General features: G+C 59.7%; 26 protein-coding genes. 18 read left to right on the top strand and 8 right to left on the bottom strand.

Features of this window, described 5'->3' with window-relative positions:
- Positions 1–254 precede the first annotated feature (254 nt).
- Complete coding sequence (locus FE782_RS30450; RefSeq protein ID WP_138198148.1) at positions 255–2,282, top strand: glutaminase family protein; 2,028 nt, start codon at positions 255–257, stop codon at positions 2,280–2,282.
- Positions 2,283–2,360: 78 nt separating this feature from the next.
- Here FE782_RS30450 and FE782_RS30455 read toward each other — a convergent pair whose 3' ends face one another.
- The 3 genes from FE782_RS30455 to FE782_RS30465 all read right to left on the bottom strand — a co-directional run bounded on the left by FE782_RS30455 (position 2,361) and on the right by FE782_RS30465 (position 6,463).
- A complete protein-coding gene (locus tag FE782_RS30455; RefSeq protein ID WP_138198125.1) occupies positions 2,361–4,301 on the bottom strand; it encodes an ABC-F family ATP-binding cassette domain-containing protein in 1,941 nt (646 codons plus the stop codon).
- A 113-nt stretch (positions 4,302–4,414) separates the two neighbouring features.
- Positions 4,415–5,497, bottom strand: coding sequence for a glycoside hydrolase family 172 protein (locus FE782_RS30460; protein WP_138198126.1), 1,083 nt, complete (start codon positions 5,495–5,497; stop codon positions 4,415–4,417).
- Positions 5,498–5,590: 93 nt separating this feature from the next.
- Positions 5,591–6,463 (bottom strand): helix-turn-helix transcriptional regulator, encoded by an 873-nt coding sequence (locus FE782_RS30465; protein ID WP_138198127.1) that lies wholly within the window; start codon positions 6,461–6,463, stop codon positions 5,591–5,593.
- 149 nt (positions 6,464–6,612) lie between these two features.
- On the opposite strand from FE782_RS30465, the gene FE782_RS30470 reads away from it, so the two are divergent.
- Together FE782_RS30470 and FE782_RS30475 are read left to right on the top strand one after the other, a co-directional pair.
- Positions 6,613–7,368 (top strand): DeoR/GlpR family DNA-binding transcription regulator, encoded by a 756-nt coding sequence (locus FE782_RS30470; RefSeq protein WP_138198128.1) that lies wholly within the window; start codon positions 6,613–6,615, stop codon positions 7,366–7,368.
- Entirely contained in the window at positions 7,365–7,838 is a 474-nt protein-coding gene (locus FE782_RS30475; protein ID WP_138198129.1) for a hypothetical protein, read from the top strand. The genes FE782_RS30470 and FE782_RS30475 overlap by 4 nt, the downstream gene beginning before the upstream one ends.
- On the opposite strand, the gene FE782_RS30480 is transcribed toward FE782_RS30475, so the two are convergent.
- Complete coding sequence (locus FE782_RS30480) at positions 7,738–8,394, bottom strand: YitT family protein (RefSeq protein ID WP_138198130.1); 657 nt, start codon at positions 8,392–8,394, stop codon at positions 7,738–7,740. The two genes, FE782_RS30475 and FE782_RS30480, sit on opposite strands and share 101 nt — an antisense overlap.
- Positions 8,395–8,607: 213 nt before the next feature.
- Here FE782_RS30480 and FE782_RS30485 point away from each other — a divergent pair, with 213 nt between their 5' ends.
- The 3 genes from FE782_RS30485 (at position 8,608) to FE782_RS30495 (ending at position 12,126) form a co-directional block, all read left to right on the top strand.
- On the top strand, positions 8,608–9,162 hold the full coding sequence (locus FE782_RS30485) for a pyridoxamine 5'-phosphate oxidase family protein (RefSeq protein WP_138198131.1): 555 nt from the start codon (positions 8,608–8,610) through the stop codon (positions 9,160–9,162).
- Between the two features lie 600 nt (positions 9,163–9,762).
- Complete coding sequence (gene thrS / locus FE782_RS30490; protein WP_138198132.1) at positions 9,763–11,493, top strand: threonine--tRNA ligase; 1,731 nt, start codon at positions 9,763–9,765, stop codon at positions 11,491–11,493.
- Positions 11,494–11,553: 60 nt separating this feature from the next.
- Positions 11,554–12,126: a DJ-1/PfpI family protein gene (locus FE782_RS30495; protein WP_138198133.1), complete on the top strand. Its 573-nt coding sequence runs from the start codon at positions 11,554–11,556 to the stop codon at positions 12,124–12,126.
- A gap of 13 nt (positions 12,127–12,139) precedes the next feature.
- Here the strand turns inward: FE782_RS30495 and FE782_RS30500 are convergent, their stop codons facing one another.
- Positions 12,140–12,835: a hypothetical protein gene (locus tag FE782_RS30500; protein ID WP_238392723.1), complete on the bottom strand. Its 696-nt coding sequence runs from the start codon at positions 12,833–12,835 to the stop codon at positions 12,140–12,142.
- Between the two features lie 133 nt (positions 12,836–12,968).
- On the opposite strand from FE782_RS30500, the gene FE782_RS30505 reads away from it, so the two are divergent.
- The gene (locus FE782_RS30505) at positions 12,969–13,532 is read left to right on the top strand and encodes a hypothetical protein (protein ID WP_138198134.1); all 564 of its coding nucleotides are present in this window, start codon (positions 12,969–12,971) and stop codon (positions 13,530–13,532) included.
- A gap of 34 nt (positions 13,533–13,566) precedes the next feature.
- Entirely contained in the window at positions 13,567–14,319 is a 753-nt protein-coding gene (locus FE782_RS30510; protein WP_439116476.1) for a YqjF family protein, read from the top strand.
- A 15-nt stretch (positions 14,320–14,334) separates the two neighbouring features.
- On the opposite strand, the gene FE782_RS30515 is transcribed toward FE782_RS30510, so the two are convergent.
- A complete protein-coding gene (locus tag FE782_RS30515) occupies positions 14,335–15,285 on the bottom strand; it encodes a helix-turn-helix transcriptional regulator (protein ID WP_138198135.1) in 951 nt (316 codons plus the stop codon).
- Between the two features lie 105 nt (positions 15,286–15,390).
- Here FE782_RS30515 and FE782_RS30520 point away from each other — a divergent pair, with 105 nt between their 5' ends.
- The 9 genes from FE782_RS30520 (at position 15,391) to FE782_RS30560 (ending at position 21,515) form a co-directional block, all read left to right on the top strand.
- Positions 15,391–15,888, top strand: coding sequence for a DinB family protein (locus FE782_RS30520; protein ID WP_138198136.1), 498 nt, complete (start codon positions 15,391–15,393; stop codon positions 15,886–15,888).
- Between the two features lie 84 nt (positions 15,889–15,972).
- On the top strand, positions 15,973–16,434 hold the full coding sequence (locus tag FE782_RS30525; RefSeq protein ID WP_238392724.1) for a GNAT family N-acetyltransferase: 462 nt from the start codon (positions 15,973–15,975) through the stop codon (positions 16,432–16,434).
- 127 nt (positions 16,435–16,561) lie between these two features.
- Positions 16,562–16,903 (top strand): putative signal transducing protein, encoded by a 342-nt coding sequence (locus tag FE782_RS30530; RefSeq protein ID WP_138198138.1) that lies wholly within the window; start codon positions 16,562–16,564, stop codon positions 16,901–16,903.
- 78 nt (positions 16,904–16,981) lie between these two features.
- Positions 16,982–17,221, top strand: a complete 240-nt coding sequence (locus tag FE782_RS30535) for a hypothetical protein (RefSeq protein WP_138198139.1) — start codon at positions 16,982–16,984, stop codon at positions 17,219–17,221.
- A gap of 87 nt (positions 17,222–17,308) precedes the next feature.
- On the top strand, positions 17,309–18,931 hold the full coding sequence (locus FE782_RS30540; protein ID WP_138198140.1) for a plastocyanin/azurin family copper-binding protein: 1,623 nt from the start codon (positions 17,309–17,311) through the stop codon (positions 18,929–18,931).
- A gap of 19 nt (positions 18,932–18,950) precedes the next feature.
- Complete coding sequence (locus tag FE782_RS30545; protein WP_138198141.1) at positions 18,951–19,562, top strand: cupredoxin domain-containing protein; 612 nt, start codon at positions 18,951–18,953, stop codon at positions 19,560–19,562.
- Positions 19,563–19,594: 32 nt separating this feature from the next.
- Positions 19,595–20,167, top strand: a complete 573-nt coding sequence (locus FE782_RS30550; protein WP_138198142.1) for a sigma-70 family RNA polymerase sigma factor — start codon at positions 19,595–19,597, stop codon at positions 20,165–20,167.
- Positions 20,167–20,910 (top strand): anti-sigma factor, encoded by a 744-nt coding sequence (locus FE782_RS30555; RefSeq protein WP_158299621.1) that lies wholly within the window; start codon positions 20,167–20,169, stop codon positions 20,908–20,910. Before FE782_RS30550 ends, FE782_RS30555 begins: the two co-directional genes overlap by 1 nt.
- Before the next feature lie 92 nt (positions 20,911–21,002).
- Positions 21,003–21,515, top strand: coding sequence for a DinB family protein (locus FE782_RS30560; RefSeq protein ID WP_138198144.1), 513 nt, complete (start codon positions 21,003–21,005; stop codon positions 21,513–21,515).
- A 56-nt stretch (positions 21,516–21,571) separates the two neighbouring features.
- Here FE782_RS30560 and FE782_RS30565 read toward each other — a convergent pair whose 3' ends face one another.
- Positions 21,572–22,828: a methyl-accepting chemotaxis protein gene (locus tag FE782_RS30565; RefSeq protein ID WP_202914645.1), complete on the bottom strand. Its 1,257-nt coding sequence runs from the start codon at positions 22,826–22,828 to the stop codon at positions 21,572–21,574.
- A 155-nt stretch (positions 22,829–22,983) separates the two neighbouring features.
- Between FE782_RS30565 and FE782_RS30570 the strand changes: the two genes are divergently transcribed.
- The gene (locus FE782_RS30570) at positions 22,984–23,172 is read left to right on the top strand and encodes a hypothetical protein (protein WP_138198146.1); all 189 of its coding nucleotides are present in this window, start codon (positions 22,984–22,986) and stop codon (positions 23,170–23,172) included.
- Between the two features lie 91 nt (positions 23,173–23,263).
- Here the strand turns inward: FE782_RS30570 and FE782_RS30575 are convergent.
- Positions 23,264–24,019: transposase (locus FE782_RS30575; protein ID WP_158299619.1), on the bottom strand; the 756-nt coding region annotated here is incomplete at its 5' end.

Here is a 24,019-nt window from a genome sequence, read left to right on the forward strand (position 1 = left end):
GCATAATATCATATTCTATATATTTGTATAGGTACTTTTTGATTATTCGGGATGTAATTTTTACTTCTTATGTAGTTTTTCGCCTTTGCATCGGCATGTACTTTTCTTAGTTTCCGGTTAATTAGGCATAAAGAACCAAATTAATATATGTTGAATATATTTTGCGTTGACGATATACTTGTGCCGAAGGGGAATATATTTCCAAGCCTTGAGTAGAGATCTAACGATTATCTAAAGAAAGGGAGGTGTCGGTCATCGGCGATTCATTCAGACCGCCCTCAGTACCGTTAATCGCGGTGGACCCCTACTTCAGCGTTTGGTCGGCCGCGGATCGGTTGTACGACGATCACACCCGGCACTGGACCAATCGGCGCCACAGCATGACGGGGATGCTCCGAATCGATGGAAAAACCAGAAGATTTATGGGGAAGCTCGAACTGTCCGGCGACGGCCCGAATGTCGACGAGCCCGAGCCGATGGAACAAAAAAGCGTGAAGGTCGATCCGCTCTCGACGATCTATCGGTTCGAGTCGGAGGGGGTCGAACTGACAGCGAAGTTCACGACCCCGCTGCTGCTCGACGACTTGGACGCGCTGTCCCGGCCGGTGACGTATATGACGTTCGACGTTCGATCCGTCGACGGCGGGCCGCATGAGGTGAAGCTCTATGTCGACGTATCGGCGGAGTTGTGCGTCCATTCGCCGGACCAGATCGTCGGGTGGTCGCGCGCAACGTTGGACGGCGGGATCGCCGCGATGCGCATCGGCACGGAAGAGCAGCCGATTCTGCAGCGCGTCGGGGACGACACGAGAATCGATTGGGGGTACGCGTATTTGGCCGTCCCGCCGTACGCCGGCGCGACGACGGCGCTCGGGTCGTACCGAGCCCGGAGCCGCTTCGCGAAGATCGGCGCGCCGCCTCCCGAGGACGAAGCCTCGCCCCCGCGGCCCGCGGGAGAAGACACGCCGGTGATGTCGGCCGTCTTCGACCTCGGTCTTGTGAAGGAGACAGTGTCGAGGTATGTAATGGCAGCGTACGACGATATTCGATCCATCGAATATTTCGGCAAGCCGCTCCAAGCGTACTGGCGCAGGAACGGAACGACGTTCGAGCGGATGCTCGCGTCGGCAGCGGCGGATTATGCAGCGCTGTCGGCCCGCTGCGAAGCCTTCGATCGTCAGCTGATCGAGGAGGGGATCCGCGCGGGGGGCGAGCGCTATGCGGACGTGCTGTCCCTCAGTTATCGTCAGGCGGTCGCGGCTCATAAGCTGGTTGCCGGGGAAGAGGGCGAAGCGTTATTTTTCTCGAAGGAAAATTTCAGCAACGGCTGCATCGCGACGGTGGACGTCAGCTACCCCTCCGCGCCACTGTTCCTGAAGTATTGTCCGGAGCTGGTGAAGGGTATGCTCAGACCGATCTTCCGGTACGCGGCCGGCGAGACGTGGCCGTTCGAGTTCGCACCGCATGACGTCGGCTGTTACCCGAAAGCGAACGGACAGGTTTACGGGGACAACAAACTCGAATACCAAATGCCGATCGAAGAATGCGGAAACATGCTCGTGTTGTCCGCCGCCGTCTGCCTATACGAGGACGACGCGTCGTTCGCGGCGTCGCATTGGCCGCTCCTGAGCCGATGGGCCGCCTACGTGCTGGAGCGCGGCATGGATCCGGACAATCAGCTGTGCACCGACGATTTCGCGGGACATCTGGCGCATAACGCCAATCTGTCCGTCAAGGCGATCGTGGGGCTCGGCGCTTATTCATTGCTTTGCGGAATGCTCGGCAAGCAAGAGGAAAGCGATAAATATAATGAAGCGGCGAAAGCGATGGCTGCCGAATGGGTGCGGATGGCGTGGGCCGAGGACCATACGAAGCTGACCTTCGACGGCGCGCCGGAGTCGTGGAGCTTTAAATATAATCTGGTGTGGGACCGCCTGCTCAACCTCCGACTGTTTCCGGCGGAAATCGCCGAGACGGAAGTCCGCTTCTATCTCGAACGGCAAAACCGGTTCGGTACTCCGCTCGACAGCCGGGAGTCGTATACGAAAGCGGATTGGCTCGTATGGTGCGCCTCCATGGCCGATACGAAGGAGCGGTTCGAGCGAATGATCAGGCCGCTCTGGGATATGCTGAACGAGTCGCAGAGCCGGGTTCCTTTTACGGATTGGTACGATACGCATACCGGGAAGCAGATGAATTTCCAAAACCGGTCGGTCGTCGGAGGGATGTTCCTCCCGTTGTTGACTCCGGTCGGCTCCGGGTTCGCAGGCGAGGAGACGTAAAGGCGAAGAAAGAGGCGTACGGGCGAAGGAGCCTGTACGCCTTAGCTTTTGCGGCACGAAAAATCACGATTCGATCGGCTACGATTTCTTCTGCGCTTCGATCTTCTCCGCCAATTCGTTCAAATACGTCCAGCGGTCGAACAGCTCGGCGAGCTCGCTTTCCAACGCGTTCTGCTCGTCCGTAAGCCGCTGCAGCTCAAGGTAGTCGGAACCGGCCGCGACGATGTTCTGCGCCTTCTCCTGAAGCCGGCTTTCCAAGTCGGCGATCTTGCCGTCGATCTCTTCGTATTCTTTCTGTTCCTTGAACGTGAATTTGAGCGCCTTCGCGCCGCCGCGCTCTCCATCCGCGGAGGCGGCGAGGGCGGGCTTGCCAGTGGCATGCGCCGCCGTTCGTGGCGCCGGCGCGGCCGTCTCCTCGAGCAGCGCCTTCTTCTCGACGTAGTCGGAATAATTGCCCTCGTACCGTTCGATCGTTCCGTCGCTCTCCACGGACCAGAGCCGATCGACCGTCCGATCCAGGAAGAACCGGTCGTGCGAGACGACGATGACGGCGCCGGCGAAGTCGTCGAGATAATCCTCCAGCACGGTCAACGTCTGAATGTCGAGATCGTTCGTCGGCTCGTCAAGGAACAGGACGTTCGGCGCGCCGATCAAGACTCGCAGCAAGTACAGCCGTCGCTTCTCGCCCCCCGACAAGCCGGAGATCGGCGTCCACTGCACGGCCGGAGGGAAGAGGAATCGCTCCAGCAGCTGGGAGGCGCTGATCGATTCGCCGTTCGCGGTTTCGATCCGTTCGGCGGCCTCCTGAATGTACTCGATAACGCGCATAGAGCCGTCCATCTCGGTATGCTCCTGCGTGAAGTAGCCGATCTTGACCGTCGAGCCGATGTCGACTTCGCCGCGGCTGGGAAGGAGCCGTCCGGCAAGCACGTTCAGCAGCGTCGACTTCCCGCTGCCGTTCGGGCCGACGACGCCGATCCGGTCGTCGCGCTGCACGATCGCGTCGAAATCGCGGACGAGCGCGCGGCCGTCGTATCCGCAGCTGACGCCGCGAACCTCGAGCACCTTCTTGCCGAGCCGAGCGCCGCCGATCGCGATATCGAGCGTCTCGGCCCGTTCCGTGCCGACTTCGCTCGCGAGCGCATCGAACCGGCCGATCCTCGCCTTCTGCTTCGTCGTACGGGCTTTCGCGCCTTTGCGCATCCACGCGAGTTCCTGCTTATACAGCCTCTCCCGCTTCCGATCCTCCGACGCTTCCCGCTCCATGCGTTCCGCCTTCTGCTCCAAGAAGGCGCTGTAGTTGCCCGAATACCGATGAAGCGAGCCGCGGTCGAGTTCGACGATCCGGTTCGCGACCCGGTCCAAGAAATAGCGATCATGGGTCACCATGAGCAAGGCGGACTTCATCTTCTGCAAATACCGTTCCAGCCAATAGACGGTTTCCGTATCGAGATGGTTCGTCGGCTCGTCCAGAATGAGCAGGTCGGCCGGGTGAAGAAGCGCGGCGGCGAGCGCGACGCGCTTGCGTTGGCCGCCGGACAAGGTTCCCATGCGCTGCATCGGGTCGACGACGCCGAGACGGGAGAGCACCTTCTTCGCTTCGCTCTCCAGCTGCCATGCGTTCAAGGCGTCCATCCGCGCCGTAAGCTCGGAAAACCTGCGCTCCGCGGCGGCCGCCTCCGGACCGCCTCGCTCGATCGCTTGCAGCGCGGCCTCGTATTCCCGAAGCAGCGCGAACTCGGGCGACGCCCCGCGGAACACTTGATCGAGCACCGTGGAGTCGTCGTCGAACGGCGGCTGCTGCGATAAATATTCGATGCGGGCGCCGTTCCGATAGGAGATCGTTCCGCCGTCCGGAGCCTCCGCGCCGGCGAGAATACGAAGCAGGGTAGACTTGCCGGTGCCGTTCACGCCGATCAGGCCGATGCGATCGCGGTCGTCGACGTTGAAGTCGATATTTTCTAGAAGCGTCTTTACGCCATACGTTTTCGTCAGTCGTTCCGCCGTTAGTAAATTCATATTAAAACAGACATCCTTCGATTCGATAGTAGGTTAGCTATAGCATACCACACTATACAAGAAGAGGCTCTCCCGCCGGATGCGAGAAAGCCTCGTGGATCGTCGTATTCGAATTAGATGACTTCCAGCTCGTCCGCGGAAGGAAGCGGCGGGAGCGCGGCGTGCGGCTCGCTCTGATACCAGTACGCGACCGACGCGATGTCGTCCTGCAGCGGCAAATATCGGCCGCCCGAACGCCACCCGAGCGCCTGAATCGTGACGCGGAGATCGCTCTTGAACCGGATCGGGTCCATGACATGCCAACGGTACATGCCGAAGCGTTGGTTCGCCCGGTACAAGCCGTCGGACTTGATGACCTGATGCATGCCGAGGAACGGCGTCGAGTAGGTGCCGTATTCGCCTTGCGGGTGCTCCCAGTTCCACGCGCCCCCGAAGTAATCCTCTGTCCCCGTGCCGCAGATCGTCGGGAATTCCTTGTCGCCGTCCATGAAAAACTTAATCTCGCCTTCGCCGAACCAACCGTTGTTGTTGACCTGCCATGCGAGATACGTCCCGACGTAATGGCCTTGCCCGCGAACGCCTTCCAGGATCGTATGAACTTCCTTATACCCGAGCGGGTTGCTGCGGCGCCATTGCGCGTGGAAGTAGGCGCAATGATCCGGCACCTGCGTCAGCGCGTAATCGAATTGATAATACAGCCATGCGTCTTCGTCGGAGCGATTTTCCATCGTCACCTTAGCGGATTTGCGGAACGGCATCTCCCAGTAGCTGTTAAAGCCGCCGGCCGGGTTCACCGCGATCGGCATCGAGTTCACGTTCACCCGCTCGCACCATCCGTTGCAGAAGAAGTCGCCGACCGGCACCTCGACCGAAGGGTTGTCCTCCCCGTCCCAATAGAAACGCAGGATTAAGTTCCGCCACTGCTTCGGATGCACCGTCAGCCAAATATGCTGAATGACCCCCGGTCCGGCGATGTCGGCCAGCGTCGCGGTCGTCCCTCCTTTCAATTGGATCGAGGGGGAAACCTTCCAGCCTAAGCCCAAATCGCGGGCGGCGTTCGCGCCGGTGCCCTCCGTGGCCATGCCGCCTTTCCCTTTTTCCCCGGTAAAGTTTTCCGCGCTGATCGACCGGGTTTCCGCGTCGGACAGCAGCGATAAGTTCCCAAGCCCCATACCCAAACCGTTAAACGATGCCATGAATGCTTCATCCTCCCAGTTTCAATGGTGATAGGTCCATTATAGGGAAACCGGGGCGCAGGTTCTTTAGCATGGATCAAGATGTTTTAACAATTATTGCTCTGATCTGGACGGAAAATTCCGGTAGTAGGTCGGGGGCACGCCCTCCGCGTTCCGGAACGCCCGGCTGAAGGAATGAATGCTCAGAAAGCCGCATAACTCCGATATTTCCGTGATCGGCAGGTCCGTGAACTGTATGAGCTTCTTAGCGTGCTCGATGCGGCCGATCAGATGATATCGAATCGGCCCGACGCCGAACGTCTTCTTGAACAGCCGGCATAGGTAGGAACTGCTTAAATTCGCCACGGACGCCAGTTCGTCCAACGTCACGTCTTTGTCCACATGTCGATTGAGGTAAGATTTCACGCGCTCGAGCTGCACCCAGTTCGTCGCGATCGCCGCATGGGTCGACCAAAGATGCTCCCGAGCCAGCTGGGCCCACAGCTGCAGGAACAGTCCCGTCGCCGCCGTCTCGAAATACGGGTGTTTGCTCTCGTATTCATGGATGATATCGAAGAGCAGCTTCTCGAAAATGAGGGGATGCCGCAGTCGAAAATGGTTCGGCAGCTCCTGCGTAACGTCCTCGCGAAACAGGCGCAGCTCCTGCTCCGACATGGCCTCCACCGGCAGGAACGACGTCTTGAGCGTCGGACTGTCGGACTGATACACCAAATCGAAGTGAAGATGCGGCTGCCTGACCGGCTGATCGTTCATCGCTTCGATCGAGTGATGCTGCCTTGGCTTCAGCAAGAAAATATCGCCCGGAACGCCGCGATATTCGACGTCTTCGATCAGAACTCTCATCTCGCCGGATTTCACGTAAATGAGCTCGTAATCGAACAACGCGCGTCGGTTGATTTTATTCGGGGGATGCAGCGTATGATCCCATGCGATTCTAATGTAGGGGGAAAGCCGGACCTGGCTCATCGGGCGCCTCCGTTTTCGTTCGTAACGTAAGTTGTTCCTCTTATTTCGTCGCAAGAGGCCGATTCTCCTTCGTCCGCGAGGTTGCGTTGAATATCGTACGGCGTCTTGAGATAATAGGAGCACTGAATGCGTATGGGGGCGGAACAGGGATGGAGCATCGCTTGAACGATAGACAGTCGTCCATCGTGGAACAGCTGCGGAGCCGAGGCGAGGTGAAAATCTCGGAGCTGAAGCAGCGGTTCGACGTTACCGAGATGACGGTGCGGCGGGATCTGGAGAAGTTAGAGCGGCTGGGCATCGCGGCGCGAACGTTCGGCGGGGCGATTCTCGATTCTCGCGACATCGAGCTGGCGCAGCGGACGACCGTTCGTTCGGAGGAGAAGGGCCGGATCGGAAAGCGCGCGGCCGCATGCGTTCGACCGGGCGACTCCATCTTTATCGACGGGGGCTCGACCACGTTCCAGGTCGCGCGCCACTTGCCGGAGAAGGCGGACATCACGGTCGTCACGAACGCGCTGAACGTCGCGAACGAGCTCGCTTCGAAGAAAATTCCGACGATCGTCGTCGGGGGGCTGCTGCTGGAAGCGACGATTTCGATGGTCGGACCGACGGCGGTGGAGTCGATCTCGAAGATGGCGTTCGATAAGGCGTTCTTGGGGGCGACGGGTCTCGACGCACGCCATGGGTTCAGCAACTCGAACCTGCTCGAAGCGGACGTCAAGCGTATGGCGATTCGGAAAGCGAAGGCGGCGTTCGTCGTTCTCGACCATTCGAAATTCGGCGAGAAGGTGCTCGTCTCGTTCGCGGCGCTCGGCGACGTCGGTACGGTCGTGACGGATCGAACGCCGGATCCCGAGCTGTCGGAAGCGTGCCGCGCGGCGGGAGTGGACGTGCTGCTGGCGTGAAACCGGCCCATCGGAACGAATGGTTGAAATACCTCCCGAACGAACTGCCGAACGAGCGGCTCGCCGAGATGAAGAAGCATGCGGTATGCGCGCTCACGGGTTCCGCGACGGACGTGACGCTGGACCACTTCATCCCGCTGGAGTGGGGGCACGGCGGCCAATACGCCGGCAACGTACTCTTCCTGACGGCAAGGTTGAACGCGTCGAAGTCGAACATGAATCCGTTCCGCTGGATCAACCGCGCGAAGCTCCGGGAGCCGAATCTGCAACGCGGTTGGGACGAGCTGATCCGGAGGATGGCGGCGGACAACGGGCTCGGTACGAGAGAGTTCCGTCGATACGTCCATTGGTGCGAGAAGCATAAGCGCTCTAAGGAGCAGCTTCGGCTCGATCCTCGGCCTTCCTTGGAGCTGTGGAGGGAGGCGCGGATTCGGGAAGACGAGCGGGCATCCGTCGATACCGCCCGATAATGACGCTCGCGACCGCGATCGATACGATCGAGGCCAGCGCCTGTCCCCCTCCGAGCAAGAACGCCGCGGACGCGACGATGATCGCGTCGGCGACGAAGATCGTCGCGCCGCGGTTAATCCCGAACTTGCGATCCAGGACGAGCGCGAAGATCTGTACCCCGCCGAGGGAAGACCCGTTGTTCAGCACGAACGCGATGCCGATGCCGATGCACATGCCCGACGCGACGGCGGCGGCCGTCGGATGGAGGGCGGACGCGGGTATCGCGAGGGCGTCGAGCGGCAGCTGCGCGAGCGACGTGCCGACGACCGACAGCAGCGTAGACAGGGTGAATCGCGCGCCGAGCATTCGGTAAGAGAGCAAGAAGAACGGGGCGTTCGTCAGGACGAACCAGAATCCCCAAGAGAAGGATGTCGTATAGCTTAACAAGAAGGCGACGCCGGCCGTGCCGCCGAACGTCAGCGTGCTCGCGGACAACAGCTTGATGCCGAACGCCGTCATGAGAATGCCGAAGACGACAGACGACACGGTTTTTACGGATAGCGCCAAACGCGTCATGGCGTATCGCTCCTTTTTTCCGCTTATGGTGTATGGTTATACATATTCGTCCGGCGGCGGAGAGGTTCCGGTAATGAAGGCTTACATGGACGGGGCGGGACGAACACGGCGGGGGAACAAAGCTCCCCGGTGTCGCCGCCGCGATTCCATGCCGTTGCGCGAACCGAATTCGTGCCCTATGATTAGGGGAAATGACGGAGCGGGGGAATCGGGATGGGGAAACAGTTCGCCGCGTTGCTCCCGGAGCATCGACGGTTCATCGAGAAGCAGAAGGTGTTCTTCGTCGGCACGGCGGCGTTGTCCGCGGAAGGCCATGTGAACGTGTCGCCCAAAGGGTACGACGCGTTCCGCGTATTGTCCGACAGCCGCGTCGCTTATCTCGACTTGACGGGAAGCGGGAACGAGACGAGCGCGCATGTGATGGAAAACGGACGCATCACGATCATGTTCTGCGCGTTCGAAGGACCGCCTAACATCCTTCGGCTTTACGGCGCAGGCGCCGTCGCGCTGCCCGGTTCGAGCGAGTGGGCGTCGTTGGTCCCGCTCTTCCCGCCGATGCCCGGCGCGAGACAGATCATCGTCGTCGACGTTCATCTCGTGCAGTCGTCCTGCGGGTATGCGGTTCCGTTCCTAAGCTTCGAGGGTGAGCGGGATACGCTGCAGCGGTGGGCCGATCAGAAGGGCGAAGAAGGGCTCGTCGAATACCGGAGGACGAAGAACGGGAAGAGCATCGACGGTTTGCCGACGCCGATCTCCTCGCAAGAATGAATACGTTCCGTTGCGACGGATCGGTAGACGCCTATTGACGGCAGGGATGTCGCTCGCATATAATAAGCGACAATCAAAGGCTACGATTAAGGACATGATCGCTTTCGAATCCGCCCAGAGAGAGGGGGCACGGCTGAAACCCCCTTCGGAGTCGTCGGAAGCCGTTACCGCCTTATGAGCCGCGGTCAGGCAATGGACCGCCGGGAATTCCCGTTATCGAATGCCGGAAGGATTCGTCGTTTCGTTCGACGGATCGAATTTGGGTGGAACCACGAGCGCGCTCTCGTCCCTTACGGACGGAGCGCGATTTTTTATTATCGAGGAACATCGTCGATCAAGGACATGAACGCCCGCGGCGCCGCCCAGAGAGAGGGAGCTTGGCTGAAACTCCCTTCGGTTCGGCCGCAGCCGTTTACCGCCTTGACAGATGCGGTCAGGCAATGGGCCGCCGGGATTTCCCGTTACAGAATGCCGGAGGATTCGCCGTTCATCGGAGAATCGAATTTGGGTGGAACCACGAGCGCGCTCGTCCCTTGCGGATAGCGCGCTCTTTTTGCGTTATTTAGGGTTCAAATCTAAAAACAAAGGAGCGAGAAGTGCATGATCAAAGACGAGTTGAACCATGTCAGACGATTCGCCGCGATGCTGACGGCCGCGGCCGTTCGGCGCCGATTCCCCGATGCGAAGCTGGGAGGTGTCGAGCTGACCGAATCCGGCTTCCATTCCGACTTCGACGTGCCTCGCCCTTTGACGGAAGTCGACGTCGCGGCGATCGAGGAGGAGATGCATCGCATCGCCGAGGCGGGCGCAGACGTATGGCCGCCTCGCTGTCGTTCCATCTCTTCCGCCGAAGCGCTGCGGCTGTTCGAAGGCCGCGGGGAGCGGTGGCGGGTCGAATGGATTCGAGGGGATGGCGCCGCGGCGCCGCTCGTCTGCATCGAATACGGGGAATGCGCCGACGTCTATGCCGGTGATCCTCCCGAAGCCGCGCCGGAAGCCGTTCCGGCGTTCAAGCTGCTGCACGCGGCCGGCGCCTACTGGCGCGGGGACAGCGCCAACCCCGTGCTGCAGCGCCTCTACGGCGCCGTCTTCGCGGACCGCGCGGAGCTCGAAGGCCACCTAGCCTGGCAGGAGGAGGCGCGGCAGCGGGACCATCGCAAGCTGGGCAAGCAGCTGGAGTTGTTCATGTTCGCCGAGGAGGCGCCCGGCATGCCGTTCTATTTGCCGAACGGTGCGGTCGTCCGGAACGAGCTGGAGGCGTTATCCCGCGAATTCCTTCGGAAGTACGGCTACGAGGAAGTGCGCACGCCGATGATCATGGATCGCGCCATGTGGGAGCAGTCCGGGCACTGGGAGCATTATCGCGACAATATGTATTTTTCCGAGATGGAACGTCGCCCTTTGGCGGTGAAGCCGATGAACTGTCCCGGTCATATGCTGCTCTTCAAGCACAAGCTTCGTTCCTACAAGGAGCTTCCGCTGCGATACGCCGAGTTCGGTCAAGTGCATCGGCATGAATTCAGCGGCGCCTTGAACGGGTTGCTCCGGGTGCGGACGTTCTGCCAGGATGACGCACACATCTTCGCCGCTCCCGCGCAGATCGAGTCGGAGATGCTGCGGACGATCGAGCTCGTGAAGGAGATGTATGCCGTGTTCGGCTTCGAGTACGGCTTGGAGCTGTCGACGCGGCCCGACGATTCGATGGGAAGCGACGAGCAGTGGGCGGCGGCCGAGGCGGCGCTGGAACGGGTGCTGCGCGGATCCGGGCTGCCGTTCCGCGTCAATCCGGGCGACGGCGCGTTCTATGGGCCGAAGATCGACTTCCATATCAAGGACGCCTTGGGACGGAGCCATCAGTGCGCGACGATCCAATTGGATTTCCAAATGCCGGAGAAGTTCGGCCTCGCCTATGTGGACGAACGGAATGAACGAAAGACGCCGATCGTCATCCACCGGGCCGTCTACGGCTCCATCGACCGGTTCCTAGGCATCTTGATCGAGCATTACGCCGGGGCGTTCCCGCTGTGGTTGGCGCCAGTGCAGGCGATCGTCGTACCGGTCGCGGACCGCCATGCCGACGACGCGCTCCGGATCCGGGATCGTCTGGCGGCCGCGGGCATTCGAGCGGAAGCGGACGTGCGAAGCGAAAAGCTGGGGTACAAGGTGAGAGACGCGCAGCTTCGGAAAATTCCTTACGTCGCGGCGGTCGGAGACCGTGAGATCGCGGACGGCGTTCTGCAAGTCCGCGAACGGGGGCGGGACGAACAAAAGACGCTCGGCGCGGAGCGATTGCTAACGATGCTGTCGGAGAAGATCAAGCGTCGCGAATGATCTTGACGACTATGCGACTTCCGACTACGATGGTAGGAAAACTTTGGCAGGTGACCGCGAATGAGGATGGCGTTCGTTCTGTTCGACAAGATGACTTTGTTGGATTTCTCGGGGTTTTGCGAAGCGGTGACCTGGCTGCGGATGCTGAACGCGTTCGACGACGTTACCTGGGAGTTCTGCGCCGATCGAGAGCAGGTGACGGACGATCGAGGATTGACGATGCGCGCCGGCCGCGTCTCTCCGAACTTGTCCGAGTACGACCTCGTGTTTATTCCGGGCGGCATGTCCACGCGTCAGCTCCGGTACGATGCCGCGTTCCTGGATTGGATTCGAACGGCGAAGGACGTTCCCTACCAAGTGTCCGTATGCACCGGAGCGTTGATCTGGGGAGCAGCGGGCTTCCTGGAAGGCAAGCGCGCGACGACGAATCCGTCCGCTTACGAGCTGCTTGAGCCGTACTGCGCTGAAGTGGCGAAGGAGCGGTTCGTAAAAGACGGGAACGTCTTTACGGGCGGCGGCGTGTCGGCTTCGATCGACCTTGGGCTGTATGTCGTCGAATCGCTCGCGGGTCCCGACGTCGCGAAGCTGGCGCAGGCGAAGCTGGACTATCCGTATTACACGCTTCAGTCGTAGGATCGTTACGGTTTTACGGTTCCATATACGCGATATAGGCATAATCCAGTTCGTCGCCGGCCGGCGTCGCAAGTTGAATCGACAGCAGTCTGTCGCGTTCGGCCGGGCGGAGGTCGCTCGTCTTCAGGACGACGACCTCGACGCCGGTCCGGCGCGGAGCGCCGACGACGACGATCTGATTCCCCGCCGTATAGAGACGAAAAACCGAGGTTTGGAAGACGACGAGGTATAAGTCTAAATCCGTCTCGTTCTGAAACATCGGGAACGGAACGCCGACGTTCCCCTTGAACGTAAGCTCGCCCGAAATTCCGATGTCATAGGTCGGGAACAGCCGGTGCAGGGCATAGTGGATGCGCGTCGGCACGTAGCTCCATCGGCCGCCCCAATACGTACTGTGCCAATGTTCCTCATACACCGGCCGGACGTAGTCGGCGTCTTGGCGGATCGTCCGAAACGGAATGAGCCTGCCCTTCTTTATGACGTCTCGGATCGGCACAACCTTCGTCGGGGCATGCCTTGCCAGCTCTTCCTCCTCCGGCAGCGCCTGCATCGTCACGGGCTCCGGAGGCTCCAGTCGGCGCAGCCGCCGCTCCAGCCGTTCGACGGCAGTCGATTCCGGCGCGGCCGCGGCGATCGAGACGGAGAGAAGCAAGGGGAGTACGACGCAACCGACGACGAGCGCGGTCCGCCGCGGCGTCTGCGACTTCATGGGTATCACCTCGCTCTTAGCTTGCCGACGAGCGGACGTTCGTATGCAGTATTTTCCAGAGGGATGTGGCATAATTTTCCTAGGGACGGTACGATAGGGTAAGGTTTGTAGGTATAGGGAGGAGTCGATTCCGATGAAGCTGCTATTGCTGCTATTTCTGGCGCTCTCCGGATGCATGCAGAGCCCGGGAGAGCGCGGTGCTTCGGATCCGGTCAAGCCGATCGACGAACGGCCGGCCGCCGCGGAGACGAAGGAGGGCGAATTCGTCTACCGTCTCGTAAGCGAAAGGAGCGAATACGAGAGCGGCGGCGAAGTGGTCTTATACGCAGAGCTGATATATACGGGACCGGAGGAATCGGTCACGATTTATCACGCCGCCTCTCCGTTTTCTTTTCCGATTCGCGAGACGACGAGAGGGTACGAGATCGGGTATATGATGAACCAACCCTTGCTGCATACGGAGCTTCGCCGGAACGTGCCGCTTCGCGAGACGTACGTCAAGAGCGGCGGCTTCGGCGAACAAGACGAACGGGAGTACGTCGAGTTTATGAAACGATTTTGGAAAGAAGGGTTTCCCGAAGGCGAGTACATTGTGAACGGATCCGCGGATTTCTTCGTCGGGAACGGCCCGGACGATTCGGACAAGATCGATTATCGAATCGAAGCGACGGTCTCGTTCGCCGTTAAGGGGAGTTAGGTCGGGGTTGACGACGAAAATGGAGGATTCGGACATGACGCGCGATCTCGACGCCGATCACCGTCCATGGCCGCTGCCGCAGCGCCCGTGGGTCATGAAGCAAACGTGGGACAGGCTGCTGTTCGCGCATTGGCCGGTTCGGCCGGACGAACTCCGCGACCTGATCCCTAGGGAGTTGACGCTGGACACGTTCGACGGCGCCGCTTGGGTCGCGGTCGTGCCGTTCGGCATGAGCGGCATTCGCCTCCGGGGACTGCCGCCTATTCCGGGAACGGCGGCGTTCCCGGAGATCAATGTGCGAACGTACGTCGCGCATCAAGGAAAGCCGGGCGTCTATTTCTTCAGCTTGGACGCGACGAATCCGGTGGCGGTCGCGTCGGCGCGTCGCTTCTTTCGCTTGCCGTACGTACGGGCGGACATCTCGGTCGATTCGACCGCGGAAGGCGTCGTCCATTATCGCAGCCGACGCACGCACCGGAACGCGGCGCCCGCCGAATTCGTCGCCTGGTACGCGCCGGTTTCCGAGCCGTTCCGCGCCGCGGCCGGAAGTTTGGAACGGTGGCTTACGGAGCGTTACGCCTTATACACCGTGCGTCGAGGCGACGTCTATCGAGGGGATATCCACCACGATCCGTGGCCGCTGCAGCTCGCGCAAGCCGACATCCGAACGAATACGATGGCCGCGGCGGCGGGAATCGCGCTTTCGGACGCGCCGCCGCTGCTGCATTACGCGCATAAGCTCGACGTGTTGTTATGGACGCTGGAGAAGACGTTGGAGAAAGGCTAACCGCGTTGTTTGTTTTTACAAATATTGTTGTTGAAGTTGTCGGAGCCGGTCACGGATATCGTCCACGAGCTCGGCCGGCTCTATGACCTCGGCATCCGTCCCCATGCTTAGGAAGAGGGAAGCGAAGTAGGAAAGATCTGGCTTCGGAATCCGGCCGGCGTAGCTGCCGGACCCGTCCTCGTTCACCTGGATGCCGTCGGCCATCCATTCCTCCGCTATGGCGCGGCGCACGCCGTTCCTCGTCAACCTCACCTCGAGCGAAACCCACCTGAAGAAGGTATCCGACGCATGCCGCCGCCAATCGCCCAAGTGAACGTCGGCTGACGGCACGTCCGACGGTGCGTCCCCGTCCGGCTCCGCCTCGAGAATTCGATCCGCCCGGAACAAGCGATAGTCTTCCCGGAGACGGCAATACGCCGGGCAGTACCAGAATCCGTTCTCCGCATAGACGCCTACCGGGTGGATCGTTCGCTCCTGCGCGCCTTCCTTCGAGTCGTATACGATCCGCAGCGGCTGCCGTGCGACGGACGCCGACAGCAGCAGCTTCAGATGGGGCGAGCCGACCGGCCGCTTCGGAATCTTGAACTCGATTCGATGCCGCATGCTGTCGATGCGCTGCTTGGCGTCCGCTGGCATATAGGAATAAAATTTTGCCAACGCCGTCCGCGTCTCGGCCTCGAACGGAAGCTCCCCGAGCTGCTGCAGCGACTCGTACGCGAGGAACATCGCGGCGGCTTCTTCTTCGGTGAACGCGATCGGCGGGAGCAGGCGCTCCTTCATGAGCCGGTACCCTCCATGCGGCCCGACCTCGGAATACAGCGGCACCCCGATCGCTTCGAGCTCTTGTAAGTCCCGAAGGATCGTCCGCTTCGACACGCCGAACGCTTCCGCCATTTCCCCGGCCGTAAACTGCCGCCGCCGGTTGATTTCCACGAGCAGCTCCATCAATCGTTGCGATCTCGTCATTTTATTTTCCATCCATCTCCGTATTGGTGAAAAGAATTGTCACTATTATATGATACTTTAGTTCTTGGGCAAACCAATCCATCGAAGACGAAGGAGTGTTCGTAGATGACGAACGGAACGGCGAAGATGAAGGAGCAGTTGTTCGAGGAGTTTGAGCTTGGGATGCGGACGGCTTGGCGGTTGATCGGACGCATTCGGCCGGAGCAGTGGTCGTACCGCCCGGCGGACAACATGCGTACGCTGCAGGAATTGGTACACCATATCGCCTCGCTGCCCGAGGTGGATGTCATGATCGCGAAGGAGGCGACCGAAGACGAGGTTCGCGCCGCGGAGAAGACGTACGCGCGATTGGATTGCGACGCGGAGGCGCTGACGGCGGCAATGGGGCGAGGGTTCGAAGGGTTGAAGCAGCATTACGGCGCCATGTCGGACGAGGAGTTTCTGCATCGGGCGACGACGCCGTATTACGTCAATCACCCGACGCTCCAATCGAGGTGGCTGCTGGAGACGGTCACGCATTTGTTCCATCACCGGTCCCAACTGTTTCAGTACGTGAAGGCGCTCGGACATGACGTAACGATGATGGATTTATACGTCCTATAGCCGCGCGACGCATTACTTGATTCCTGAACATCCTCCATAGTATCATCCCTAGAAAGCAGTAGGGAAGGAATGGGGGAGTGTCCGTTGACGTTCGAGTTTCTTGAGGGCTTCGATCGCATTCGCGGCGAAGAGATCGATCTGTCCCTTGCCTTCAAGGCGCCCGGGATCGAAGAGATCGGAATCGTTCCGTCCTATATTTTCGATATCGTACTGCACGGGACGTACGAGGTCGTCGGGAGGATCGACGTGCGTATCGGGATGAACCGGAACTTGTATTATGGGGGCCACATCGGTTATTCCGTGGAGGAAGCCTACCGCGGGAGAGGCTTCGCGGCGAAAGCGTGCCGACTCGTCCGGCGCGTCGCGGTCGCGCACGGCATGCGGACGGCGCTGATTACTTGCAATCCGGAGAACGCCGCCTCAAGGAAGACATGCGAGAATATCGGCGCGGTCCTGCAGGACATCGTCGATCTCCCGCCCGACAACGATATGTATCGAGAAGGCGAGCGGCGCAAGTGCGTCTACGAATGGAAGCTGGAAGATTGAAGCCGCGGGACCGCCGAACGTTAACAGAAATACCATGCCGCGATCATCGTTTCTTTACATTTGCCTGTTATCATGAAATCAGAAAAACCAAACCTTAGCGAAATTCTCGAAGAGGGAGTGTTGCTTGATGAATGGTTTTCCGATTTTGGTCGCGGTTGCGATCGCCGTGCTCATTGGCGTATGGTATTGGACGAAGAAGCGGTCCTGGAAGACGGTATACAAGCGGACGGAATTAACGGAGCAGGCGTCGGATCAATACGCGCTGCTGCAGGAGGAAGGCATTCGATGCCGCATCCGAAGCGTGCCGATCCGCACGAATATGAACGCGGGCGCCGTCGCGCAGGGCGGCCTAGAAGCGGTCGAGATGATGACGGTCGTCGAGGTCCACAGGAATGACTTGGAGCAGGCGAAGCGGTTGTTGGAAGAACGGGTACAGGGCCAATACGAGTTTATGTTCGAAGCATCCTAAAGAAATCCCCGGCACGGACGTGTCGGGGATTTTTGCGTTCTGGTACAATAGGATAAATTCGGAAAATGGGGTGGCCGCATGTTTCCAACAGTCGTCTTTGTTATCTCCTTCGGCATCGCCGCCGTCATGCTTCTCCTTTTCGCCTTGGGCTTTCGCATCATCATGCCTTCCTCGACGCAGTGGATCGGGTTCGGTATCGTACTCCTATTATTCGGCATCGGACTGTCCACGGCGGTTCAAGGCAGCGATCCGTGGGGGATTTTATTCTTGTCGTTCGGTCTCGCTTGCGGATTGATCGGTTTTCTGAAGAAAAGATAAAAAAGTCGAGTCTCGAGACAAACCGCTTTCCGGTTTCCGTCGTTGTTCCTTACGTAAGGAAACTTTTCCTAACGGGGAGGAACGTTGATGAAAACTTGGATACGGGGCGTACGGCTGGGGGTCGCGGCGGGGCTGCTGTCGCTGACCGCGGCGTTCGGCATCGGGGCGTCCGCGGCGGAGGATGATTTCACGTTGCAGTCGGACGCCGACGTCGCGGGACGACTCGGTCTTCTGCTTGGGGACGGCGACGGGCTGACAAGAGACTACTTGGAGAAGACGTCTACGCGATTGCAAGCGGCGTTGATCTCGCTGCGGTTGACCGGCAAGCTGCAGGAAGCGATGGATTACGAGCCGACGTCGAACTTTATCGACAAGGATTCGGTTTCGGTCGGGAATCAAGCGGTGCTGGGGTATTTGAAGGAACATCCGGAGCTCGGATGGCAAGGGTCCGGGGACGGGACGTTCGATCCGTTATCCGTCATCAGCTCGCAGCAGTTTTATAAAGTGATGCTCGAAGCGCTCGGTTATGCGGAGGGCGTAGACTTCGCGTATGCCGATACGGAAGCGTTCGCAGCCTCCAAAGGGCTGGGCGGCATTCGCGGCGAAGGCGAGCTGACGAACGCGCATCTGGCGACGGCGCTCGTCGAGAGCCTGGGGGCGACGACGTCCGAAGGCGGCACGCTGCTCGCGTCGCTCCAGGCTTCCGGCGTCGTAACGGCGGATGCGGCGCTGCCGACGGGGAAGCGACTCGCGCTCGCGAACGATCCGGAGCTCGGGACGGTGTTGACGAATTCGGAAGGCCGGACGTTGTATTTCTTTACGAAGGACGTCGCGGACTTGAATTCCTGTCAAGGCGGCTGCCTAACCAATTGGCCGATCTTCTACGAGGACGATCTGATCGTCCCCGCAACGCTGAAGGCGGACGACTTCGCCGTGTTCACCCGTTCGGACGGCGAGAAGCAGCTTACCTATAAGGGGTGGCCGCTCTACACGTTCGCGAAAGACGCGGCGGCGGGCGATGCGAACGGCGAAGGGGCGAACGGCGTCTGGTTCGCGGCGAAGCCCGATTACGCCGTCATGATCGGAACGTCGGCGGAGCATGGCGACTACTTAACGGATGCGTACGGCAATGCGCTTTATTATTTCGATAAGGACTCGCCGAACGCCAGCGCTTGCGCAGGGCAATGCGTCGCGAACTGGCCGTTGTTCATGGCCCATGGAGCGGTGCCTTCCACGCTGTCGGCGGACGATTTCGGCATGATCAACCATCCGGAGGGCGGCATGGTTTCGACCTTCAAGTCGTATCCGCTCTATTATTTCGCGAAGGATGCCGCATGGGGCGATACGCTCGGGCAGAACGTCAACAACGTCTGGTTCCTGGTGTCGCCGAAGACGTTCGAAGGCACGAGCGCCGAAGCGGGCGCGGGAGCGGGGACGGGGGCCGGCGCGCAGCAAGGGAAGACATACAACGTAGACATTCGGGAGTTCAGCTTCGGGAGCGAGCCGCTCACGGTCGAAGCCGGTTCGACCGTCGTCTTTACGAACTACGACGATATGGAGCATAACGCCGTCGCGGCGAACGGCGCGTTCGCTACGCCGCTGCTGAAGAAGGGCGAATCGTTCGCGATCACCTTGAACGAGGCGGGGACGTACGAATATTTCTGCGAGCCGCATAAGCGGTTTATGACGGGCACGATCATCGTGAAGTAATTCGGAGGAGGCGGAACGAGTGAGTCGATGGAAATATGCCGCGCGTTCGATGTCGATCGTCCTGCTGCTGTTCGCTGCGGCCTGCGGCTCGGCGGGGGGCGGCGGCTCGGGTGATACGCCTGCGACGCCGGCGGAGCAGCCGAAGGTCGAGCAGACTGCGCAGCACGCGGACGGGGAGTCGCATGAAGAGCCCGCGGCGTCGGAGCCGGAGCCGGCGACGTCCGGGCCGGCGGAAGGAGTCGAAGCTCCGCCGGCGGAGGAACCCGCAAAGACGGAAGAGCCGGCGGACGAACCGCCGGAGCAGCCAGCAGAGGAGCCTGTCGAGAAACCGGCCGCGCAGCCGGAGCCGGACCCTGCGCCGCCGCCTCCGAAGGCGGAGCCCGTTCGTCACGTCGTGGAAATCGTCGACTTCGCCTTTTCCCAGGATCGCTTGGAAATCAACGCGGGCGATACCGTCGTATTCGTAAATAAAGACGCGGTCGGGCATACGGCGACAGCCGAGGACGGGTCGTTCGATACCGGGATTCTGAAGCAAGGGGAAGAGAAGGAAGTGACGTTCGCCGAAGCCGGAGAGTTTCCGTATATTTGCACGCCTCACCCGGGAATGAAAGCGACGATTCTCGTGAAGTAGTCGGACACGGATATGGGAGGTGGGGGTGCCGTATGCTGCATCTATCCGACGGCGAGCTGATGCGGCTCGTCAAAGCGAAGCGTCGCGCCGCCTTGTCGGAGCTGTACGATCGATATGCCTCGCTCGTCTACTCGTTCGCCTTGAAGGCGATGAGAGAGGAGAGCGCGGCTCGGGAGGTCGTACAGACCGTCTTCTTGCGGTTGTGGACGACGGAATCCGAGTATGATCCCGAGAAAGGGGCGTTCTCGAGCTGGCTCGTCACGATCACGAGAAACATCGCGATCGATCGGAAGCGCCGCATCCGCAGAGAAGCCGAGCGACAGGCGGAGCTTGCGCCGGAGCGATGGGAGCGGATTCCCGACGAGACGAACGTCTCGCCTGAGGAGCTTGCGATCCAGAGCGGCATGCGGCAACAAATCCGCACGGCGTACCGGCATTTGTCCGCGCAGCAGATCGCGTTGCTGGAGCATTTCTATTGGAACGGGTACAGCCTTAGCGAGTTGTCGAAGCTGTACGGCCAACCGCTGGGGACGGTTAAGCATCGACTGCATCAGACGTTGAAAATATTACGAAGGCATCTGACCGCCGAAGGGGAGGGATGGTAATGCGCAAGAGCGATCGGGAACCGATCTGCGGCTTCCTGCTCGAGTATGTGTCCGGCAACGGAACCGAAGCGGAGCGACGCGCGTTCGAACGCCACCTCCCCGGATGTCCGGCTTGCACGGATGAGGCGGCAGAGCTTACCGAGGCTTGGGAGGGGGTGTCCGCGAACATGGAGCGGGTCGAACCGCCGGAGGATTTGAAGAAGCAAGTGCTCGACGCCGCGTTCGCTTCCGAGCCGCCGACGTCCGAGCCGCCGGCGTTCGAGCGGCCGCCTTCTCGGCCATGGCTGCGGTACGGCTTCGCGGCGGCGGCATCCGCCGTCATCGCCGTTATGGCGTTGTGGAATTACGAGCTTCAGTCGGACCGAAGCGCGATGCCGCTCCCGTTGGAAGAAGCGGCGTCGGTGTCCGCGGCGAGCATCGAGAGGCTGGTACCGCTCTACGCGTCGGCGGCGGCGGAGCGCGCTTACGGCGTCGCGTGCGTCGTGAACAACGGCCGCGATAAGCAGTTTATCGTCTACGTGTTCGGCGCGCAGCGAACCGAAGGGGAGGAAGCGTACCAAGTATGGCTATTGAAGGACGGCGAACGTTCGAGCGCCGGCACGTTCCGCGTGAACGAGGACGGCATCGGCGTACTCGCGATGCCGATCGCCACGGAGCCGCCGGCGTTCGATGCGATCGGCATTACGATCGAACCGGACGATCGGGGGGATCAGCCGAGGGGGGAGCGGGCGTTCGCCTCCTGACGGAAGGAGAACTTGGAAATCTGCCCTTGACACATCGGTTCGTCCGTTCCACTATGGAAGTAATCGACGACGAATAGGAGGGGGATTTTCCCATGGTACAACGTCCCGCAAGCGAGGAGTACAACCCGTATTTCGCCGTGTATATCGATCGCGTCCCGGATGGGGACATCGTGGAACAGCTTCGTAGGCAGCAATCGACGCTGGTCGAGCTGCTGGACGCGATTCCGTCGGAGAAGCTGACGTATCGATACGCGCCCGGCAAGTGGAGCGTCGCCCAGCTGATCGGACATATCGCGGATACGGAGCGGGTCATGAGCTATAGACTGCTGCGCGTGGCGCGAGGCGATCGGACGCCGCTGCCCGGCTTCGATCAGGATCTGTTCGTCGCGAATTCCAACTTCGACGAATGGACGGTCGGCAGCTTGAAGGACGAATACGAAGCGGTGCGGAAGTCGACGTTGTCGCTGCTCCAAGGACTGCCCGCATCGGCGTTCGCGTTCCGCGGCGTCGTCGGCGGCAACGAAACTTCGACCGCGGCGCTGGCGTACATTATCGCAGGTCATGAGCTGCATCACGTGGACATTTTGCGGCGTCTGTACCTGTAAGACGGAAAAAAAGTCGGTCCTGGAAGCGCGTTCCGGAACCGACTTTTTTCCGTTTCTTACAGTTTGAACACGTTCATCGATTGCTGCAGCTGGGAGACCAGCTTCGTCATCTGCTCCGACTGGGCGACGATCGCCCTTACGGCGGCGATCTGTTCGGACATCGACGCGGACACCTGCTCCGTGCCGGCCGCGGATTGCTGCGTGAAGGCGGAAATGTTCTCGACGATGCCGGAAATTTGCTTCGAGCTCTCTAACATCTGCTCGCTCTCCTCCGCGAAGACGGCGATCTGTTCGGAGATGAACGTTACGTTGCGCACGATCTCCGAGAACACTTGCTCCGTCTCGGCGATGAGTCGCGTCTGCTCCTCGACGATCTGTTCGTTCTCCGACATCGAAACGAGCGCCTTCTCGATGCTCTGTTCGATCGTACGTACGAGCTTGAACACTTCCTTCGTCGAGCCGGTCGACTCTTCGGCGAGCTTGCGCACTTCTTGCGCGACGACCGCGAAGCCGAGTCCGTGCTCGCCCGCGCGGGCCGCTTCGATCGAAGCGTTCAGGGAAAGCAGATTCGTCTGCTCGGCGATCTCCGATATCGTGCGCGTAATTTGGGAGATGCCGTTCGCCTGCTTGGCCAATTCGTGAATCGTCTGGGAGACGTTCGCCGTCGCCTGCACGTTCCGACGCATGCCGCCGGTTTGCGTTTCTACGGAATCGAGCCCCTTGCGGACGAGCTCCATCATCTGGCCCGACTTCGCGTTCATTTCGCGCGTCGATTCGGTGTACGCCCCGACCTTCTGCTCGATATTCTTCGTCGCGACCGATACGCCGGCGATTTCTTCGGACACCTGAGCGGCGCCCGACGCCAGCTCGTTCGCCGCGGTCGACACTTCCTCGAGGACGGTCTTCATGTTTTCGTTCTTCATATAGATATCTCGGCTTGACTCGAAGACGTGCTTCGACGTGCGGCTCGTCTCCTGCAGCAGCTCGCGCAGCTTCTCGATCATCTTGTTGAACGCCGCGCCCAGCTGTCCGAGCGTATCGTCGGACTGCATCTCGATGCGGCTCGTGAAATCCCCCTTGGATATGGCAAGCGCCGCCTTCGTCATATCGTCGATCGGTTCTGTAAGCGTTTTCTCAAGCCAACGGAAGAAAAGGACGCTAAGCCCGCCCAATACCGCTAAGCTCAACAAGCCGATCGCAATACGTCCGAACGCGATGAAGAACGGGAGCATCACGATTGTGTAGGCCAAAATGACCACGTAATTCCCGAATTGCAATTTGCGATTGAACGATAAATTCGTAAACCAGTTCATCATAACGCCCCTTTGACTAGGAATGAAGTCTTGGGCAAATTATAACATTTTATGCCATGAAGTACTATAGATACTTTCTGTCGAAGCTTTGGAGGATGGATACCTTAGGGGGCGTCCGGCAACACTATAGCGAATCGCAAGGGAGGGACGAACGAATGGCTCCATACGAGGAACAGAGCAAGCAAGAGGCGGACGGAGACCCGAATACCGTCCTAGAGGATACGTCGGCCCACGAACGCATCGGATTTCGGATGGACGACACGAAGAATGCGAGCGTCAATCTGGGCAGTACGTCGGATTGGCTCGGCAAGGAGAACGAGCAGCGCAAGAAGAGCCCTCGGTGACGAGGGCTCAGACTGTAGAGAAAGCCACCGTTTATCGGAGGCTTTTCTCTTTTTATGGTTTAGATTCTGGTATTGAAAAAGATCGCCTTACTCATCCTGCCTTCTTGGCTAGGTAGAGGGCGATCTTTTTTATGTTCTGTACGGTGGCCGTCATCAACGCTTGCTCGTTTATGTTCGCAAGCCCACGGAAACGGCAATAGCGAAGTCCGTGGAGCTCTTTGGCATCCGCGAAACTTCGCTCAATCGTTTGGTATCTCAATCGGTACAAGTACTTTCCGGAAGGACTCAATCGATTCTTCCGGATCCATTCCTTGCTGTCTTCCCAAACATGTCGGGTAATTACTTTCTGGTGGTTCCGCGAGCGAGTACATTGCTCGAGGACTGGGCAGTTACTGCAAATCCGTTTGTCGGATTTGTACAATCTGTAGCCCGTACGGTCTGTGGTTGAGTACGCCAACTCATGTTTTTCGGGGCATATGTAGGCATTCTTCTCCGGGTCGTATTTAAAACGCCACTTTGCAAACAAACCTTTAGCCGGCGTGTACGCACGGTAACCAATGACCGCGTAGAGGTTACGGTCATGAAGTTCTTTGCAGATTGGTGCTGTTAAGTAACCGGCGTCCAGTGCGACGGCCTCAAGTTTATGAAATCCAAAGCGTTGGATTTGGCGTTCTAAGCGAGCGACATAAGGGACCGAGTCGTGAACGTTGCCAGGGGTAACATGCACATCCGTAACAATATTGAACTTGTGGTCTACGGTGCGATGATCGAGGTAAAAGAAGCCCTCCGGCTTCCCGTCGCGAACCATGTATCCACTGTCCGGGTCGGTAGTACTGACCTTTATCGT

It is taken from the genome of Paenibacillus antri (assembly GCF_005765165.1).
Taxonomy (GTDB): Bacteria; Bacillota; Bacilli; order Paenibacillales; family YIM-B00363; genus Paenibacillus_AE; species Paenibacillus_AE antri.